Source organism: Xenorhabdus sp. SGI 60, assembly GCF_056632175.1.
In genome coordinates this window covers 4187674-4193757 of sequence record NZ_CP196860.1, presented here as the reverse complement: position 1 = coordinate 4193757, position 6084 = coordinate 4187674, and the positions used below count along the sequence as shown (strand labels likewise).

6 protein-coding genes are annotated in these 6084 nt (G+C 45.6%); 5 read left to right on the top strand and 1 reads right to left on the bottom strand.

The window, feature by feature from the left end:
• A partial coding sequence (dnaA, locus tag ACSJJG_RS19940; protein WP_481090333.1) for a chromosomal replication initiator protein DnaA occupies positions 1-891 on the bottom strand: 891 nt, incomplete at its 3' end.
• Positions 892-1642: 751 nt separating this feature from the next.
• Here dnaA and rpmH point away from each other — a divergent pair.
• The 5 genes from rpmH (at position 1643) to mnmE (ending at position 5480) form a co-directional block, all read left to right on the top strand.
• Positions 1643-1783 (top strand): 50S ribosomal protein L34, encoded by a 141-nt coding sequence (rpmH, locus tag ACSJJG_RS19935; protein WP_004093983.1) that lies wholly within the window; start codon positions 1643-1645, stop codon positions 1781-1783.
• Positions 1784-1800: 17 nt separating this feature from the next.
• Positions 1801-2160, top strand: coding sequence for a ribonuclease P protein component (gene rnpA, locus ACSJJG_RS19930; RefSeq protein WP_481090332.1), 360 nt, complete (start codon positions 1801-1803; stop codon positions 2158-2160).
• A complete protein-coding gene (gene yidD, locus ACSJJG_RS19925; RefSeq protein WP_047771132.1) occupies positions 2124-2384 on the top strand; it encodes a membrane protein insertion efficiency factor YidD in 261 nt (86 codons plus the stop codon). The genes rnpA and yidD overlap by 37 nt, the downstream gene beginning before the upstream one ends.
• 2 nt (positions 2385-2386) lie before the next feature.
• Positions 2387-4003, top strand: coding sequence for a membrane protein insertase YidC (yidC, locus tag ACSJJG_RS19920; protein ID WP_481090331.1), 1617 nt, complete (start codon positions 2387-2389; stop codon positions 4001-4003).
• A 112-nt stretch (positions 4004-4115) separates the two neighbouring features.
• On the top strand, positions 4116-5480 hold the full coding sequence (gene mnmE / locus ACSJJG_RS19915; RefSeq protein WP_481090330.1) for a tRNA uridine-5-carboxymethylaminomethyl(34) synthesis GTPase MnmE: 1365 nt from the start codon (positions 4116-4118) through the stop codon (positions 5478-5480).
• Positions 5481-6084 lie beyond the last annotated feature (604 nt).

Below are 6084 nucleotides of genomic sequence, written 5' to 3'. Positions count from 1 at the left end.
GCGAGTCTCCAGCTCCGGGGGTTCAATAGCAACGGTCAATCCCCAACCAAAACGGGATTTTAACCGATCTTCGACGCCGTTTATCTCTTTTGGATAGCGATCTGATGTCAGAATAATCTGTTGATTACCTTCTAACAGAGCATTGAACGTGTGAAAGAATTCTTCCTGGGATCGCTCTTTATTGGCAAAAAACTGAATATCATCGATCAGTAGAGCATCCACTGAGCGATAGTAACGTTTAAATTCCTCTATGGCATTGTTTTGTAATGCTTTTACCATATCCTGAACGAAGCGTTCAGAGTGCATGTAAACCACTTTTGCATTGGCTTTGCGTGCCATAATGCTATTGCCGACAGCATGCAAAAGGTGAGTTTTGCCCAGTCCGGTTCCACCATAAAGGAACAGAGGATTGTATGCTCCACCAGGATTATCAGCTACTTGTCTGGCGGCAGCTCTGGCGAGTTGGTTGGATTTACCTTCAACAAAGTTATCGAATGTATGCTTGGGATTAACATTGGAACGATAAGATAACTCTGGCTGGGCTTTTGCGTTGTCCCAGCTTGGGCGTACTGATGAACTGGACGGTACAGCAGCCACCGGCATATCGGCAATGATTTTCTGAGATGGAGACTGGTTTGGTGAAACAGGCTTATTCCCTACTTCAAAACGCAGTAAAGGTACTTCAGGACCACAGAAATCATTTAATAACAAATTGATATTATTAATATATTTCTCCCTCACCCAATCCAACACAAAACGGTTGGGGGCATAGAGAGCCAAAGTGTTATCACTCAGTTCTGCCTGAAGGGGTCGTATCCACATACTGAATTCTGTGGCAGGTAACTCATCCTGCAATCGGGCAAGACATTGCTGCCAAAGCGAAAGTGACACGGCGAACTCCCCTAAAACAAGACTAATAAAAGAAACCGGAATAAAAGATACGTTATATAGGGCACAAGGTGTTATTCCTCTCTGTTTCTCAGGTGACGAGGAACAGAGCACGTACCTTGTGGCGATTTTTAACATCATCGCTCCCCAAAGATCCACATAATCTGTATATAGAGAGACGGGGATCGGGATCAACGATCATAACGCAAAAGACGACACAAATCCTCATTCTTTTACACAGCTTTGACGCTTTTTATCCACAGGGAGATCACCACGCTTCTGGTACTTGCAGAATATAAAGGCCCGTAAGAGATACTGTAGTGTAATCATGGCATATAGCAAACTTCATTTAGCTATCGTTTGAAATTCAATATGCCGATAGTGTTATGATCGCGCATTAAGAATGCAACGATAGGTGTATGATCCTTGCGCTTTATTGCACAGTCCGTATAATCTTGCACCCTGCGTGTTATGCCAACGATTTTTTCCAGTTAGGTCTGGTGAGGATTTGGGGTTAGCGCTTCGGGTAGCAAAAGTCTGACCTGTCTGTGATTGATTGAAGTAAAAAATCCGACAGGGAGGCGGTCAGGCTCGCGTCATCTTAGATTGACGAGGGGGAGTACATTTTATTACAATCCTGCCTCTTTATTATATATTGATGTTGCGACTGAGGCATCGGTGTCTACTTTATTCTCACTGGTCGCCAACGCATTTGCTGAATCAGTAACAAATTTTAAGCTAGGTAGAAATCGCTATGAAACGCACTTTTCAACCATCCGTACTGAAGCGTAACCGTTCTCACGGCTTCCGCGCTCGTATGGCCACTAAAAATGGTCGTCAGGTTCTGGCTCGCCGTCGTGCGAAAGGCCGTACTCGTCTGACTGTTTCTAAGTAATAAAGCTAACCAACCAAGTGGTTAAGCTCGCTTTTCCGAGGGAGTTACGTTTGTTAACTCCCGAGCATTTCACATATGTTTTCCAGCAGCCACAACGGGCAAGCTCCGCAGAGATAACTCTTCTTGGGCGCTTGAATGAGCTGGGGCATCCCCGCATCGGTCTAACCATCGCCAAAAAAAATGTTAAACGCGCCCATGAGCGTAATCGTATCAAGCGACTGGCTCGTGAAAGTTTTCGTTTAAACCAGCATAAATTGCCTCCAATGGATTTTGTGGTTTTGGTGAGGAAAGGGGTCTCTGAGCTTGATAACCGTGAGCTAACGGAAGCTTTGGGCAAATTATGGCGTCGTCACTGTCGCTTGGCTCGCGCCTCCTGATTGCTTTAATTAGGGGCTACCAGTTAGTGATTAGTCCACTTCTGGGGCCTCGTTGTCGTTTCAATCCTACCTGTTCCCACTATGGCATAGAGGCATTGCGCAGGTTTGGGATGATAAAAGGCAGTTGGTTAACAGTGAAACGCGTATTAAAATGCCACCCTTTACACGAAGGTGGTGATGATCCTGTCCCACCTAAAAAAAACGACGATAACAGAGAACATTAACGATGGATTCGCAACGCAATCTTCTTCTCATCGCTCTGCTGTTTGTTTCGTTCTTGGTCTGGCAGGCGTGGGAAAATGATAAAAACCCACAACCAACGGCCCAGATCACGCAGCAAGCAAATACTACGCTGAGTAGCGAAGCAAGCAGTGGGCAAGGTAAACTGATCACCGTGAAAACGGATGTGCTTTCATTGCACATTAATACCCGTGGCGGTGATATCGAGGAGGCTGATCTGCTGGCCTATCCTGATACTCTCGGTTCCAAAACTCCGTTCAAATTGCTGGAAACAACCCCTGAATTCACTTATCAGGCTCAAAGTGGATTAACGGGTATCAATGGTCCCGATAATCAAACTGAACGCCCGCTTTATCATGCCACTCAGAATAGTTTTGTTTTAGCTGAGGGTCAGAATGACTTGCGTATTCCAATGACTTATACCGCGCCGGACGGCGTTGTTTATGTCAAAACCTTCGTTTTAAAACGGGGCGACTATGCAGTTTCTGTTGATTACAACGTCAATAACGTCACCGATAAACCATTACAGATGGCGTTTTTCGGTCAGTTGAAGCAGAGCGTTGAGCTGCCAAAACATCGTGATACTGGCAGCAGCAACTTTGCTCTGCATACTTATCGTGGTGCTGCTTACTCTTCTGATGAAGAAAAATACGAAAAATACAAATTTGATGATATTGAAAGCAAAGCGCTTTCCGTGACCACAAAAGGCGGCTGGGTAGCAATGCTCCAGCAATATTTCGCCACTGCGTGGGTTCCGGGAGAAGGCAAAACCAGTACTTTCTATACCAAAGACCTGAAAAACCAAAAAATGGCGATCATCGGGTACAAAGGGGAAGACATCAATATTGCGCCGAACAGCCAGCAGAATATCTCTTCTACCCTGTGGGTTGGCCCTGAAATTCAGGACAAAATGGCGGCAGTTGCACCTCATCTGGATCTGACCGTGGATTACGGTTGGTTGTGGTTTATTTCTCAGCCGTTATTCAAGTTGCTGAAATTCCTGCATGAGTTCATCGGTAACTGGGGCTTCTCCATTATTGCGATTACCTTTATCGTGCGCGGTATCATGTATCCGCTGACCAAGGCGCAATACACCTCAATGGCGAAAATGCGGCTGTTGCAGCCAAAAATCACGGCAATGCGTGAGCGTTTTGGTGATGATCGCCAGCGCATGAGCCAGGAAATGATGGCGCTGTATAAGACAGAAAAAGTGAACCCGCTGGGTGGCTGTTTACCTCTGGTGATTCAGATGCCAATCTTCTTGGCATTGTATTACATGTTGATGGGTTCTGTTGAGTTGCGCCATGCCCCATTCATTGGTTGGATTAAGGACTTGTCTGCTCAAGATCCTTACTACATCCTGCCATTGCTGATGGGTGTGACCATGTTTGTTATCCAGAAACTGTCACCGACTACCGTGACTGATCCAATGCAGCAGAAAATCATGACCTATATGCCTGTTATGTTCACGGTTTTCTTCCTGTGGTTCCCATCTGGTCTGGTGCTGTACTACATCGTCAGTAACCTGGTTACCATTATCCAGCAGCAAGTTATTTTCCGCAGTCTGGAAAAACGTGGTTTGCATACCCGCGAGAAAAAGTAGCTGGTTTTTTAAAATAGCTGTTTTTTAAAAATATAAGTGGAAGGCGGTCATTGGCCGCCTTTATTATTTTAGTTTTGAAAGATAACAAACCTAGGTCGAAAGAGAGAATTTCATGAATACCACCGATACGATAGTCGCTCAGGCCACTCCTCCGGGACGAGGCGGTGTAGGCATTCTGCGTATTTCTGGCCCTAAGGCTGCGGAAGTTGCTGAGGTGGTATTGGGCAAACTCCCAAAACCGCGTTATGCCGATTACCTGCCCTTCCGTGATACGGATGGCTCTGTACTTGATCAAGGTATTGCACTTTACTTCCCCGGCCCTAACTCATTTACGGGGGAAGATGTTCTGGAGCTTCAAGGGCACGGTGGGCCGGTTATTCTGGATTTGCTGTTAAAGCGTATTCTGGCGATTTCCGGTGTACGTATTGCCAACCCTGGTGAATTCTCTGAACGAGCTTTTCTCAATGATAAACTTGACCTGGCACAGGCAGAAGCCATTGCGGATTTGATCGACGCCAGCTCTGAACAGGCCGCACGTTCCGCGATGAACTCTCTGCAAGGTGCATTCTCTAGCCAAGTCCATGAAATGGTAGAAACGCTGACTAACTTGCGGATCTACGTTGAAGCCGCGATTGATTTTCCCGATGAAGAAATTGATTTCCTTTCCGATGGCAAGATAGAAGCCAAGTTGGATGAAGTGATCGCAGAACTGGAGCACGTTCGTTCACAGGCGCGTCAAGGCAGTTTGTTGCGCGAAGGCATGAAAGTCGTCATTGCAGGGCGTCCGAATGCGGGTAAGTCCAGTTTGCTTAATGCACTGGCAGGCCGTGAAGCTGCAATTGTGACAGATATTGCAGGGACAACGCGCGATGTTTTGCGTGAACATATCCATATTGATGGAATGCCGTTGCATGTGATTGATACGGCAGGATTGCGCGAAGCCAGTGATGAAGTGGAGCGTATTGGTATTGAGCGGGCATGGCAGGAAATTGAGCAAGCGGATCGGGTACTGTTTATGGTTGACAGTACGACAACCGATGCCGTTGAGCCTGCACAAATCTGGCCGGAATTTATGGTTAAGCTGCCAGAATCGCTGCCTGTTACCGTCATTCGTAATAAGACAGATATGACGGGGGAAGAAACGGGCGTTGCAGAAACCAGTGGCTATACATTAATTCGCCTTTCTGCCCGTGATGGGGAAGGTATCGGTTTTCTGCGCGATCACCTAAAAGAAACCATGGGATTCAACAGCAATACAGAAGGCGGCTTCCTTGCCCGTCGTCGTCATTTGCAGGCATTGAATACCGCGGCAGAACATTTGCAGGAAGGCCATCAACAGTTGGTTTTCGCCCGTTCAGGGGAACTGTTAGCAGAAGAACTGCGTTTGGCACAGCAAGCATTGAGTGAAATCACCGGTGAATTTACCTCTGATGATTTACTTGGGCGGATTTTTTCCAGTTTTTGTATTGGGAAGTGAAATTGCAATAAAGTCCATAAATTAAAGTCAATGCCAATCATTAATCGCACAAATTGGCAGCGAGAGAGAACGTTATGTAAGGGGAGGTAGGGAGAAAAATTTGGGGGAGACCTGGGTGGTTTGGGGTCTTGGGCGGATCCAAGAAATGTCAAAGGTATTTGGGGGGGGGGGGTTTTGTGGGAGGGGTGGGGGTGAGGGGGTTGTATTTGGTGTATGGGGAAGGGCTAAAGGGGTTAAGTAAATATTATAATAGAAAAAACCAAAAAATTTTTTTAAGAGGATCTTTTCCCCATGTATTTTTGGTGTAGGGGATTATTCCCTTGGGTTTTTTTTTTGTGGGGGTTTTTCCTTTTTTTAGAACGGGTAATGATGCGAGACCCTTTAGAGAATTTTTTTTTTTTTCTTATAGAGTGAAAAATTTGTTTTTTTAGTCATCCTCCTGGATGTTCTTGGTCCCCCTCTTTCTCTTCTCTCTTTAAAAAAAGAAATAGTTTTTACGAATATTAAACAGATGTTAAACAAATGGCCCTTGGTTTACTTTTTTAAAGGAAAATAACATTCAGTTAAAAGGGGAATTTAACTTTGAAGTCAACCAACCTATATT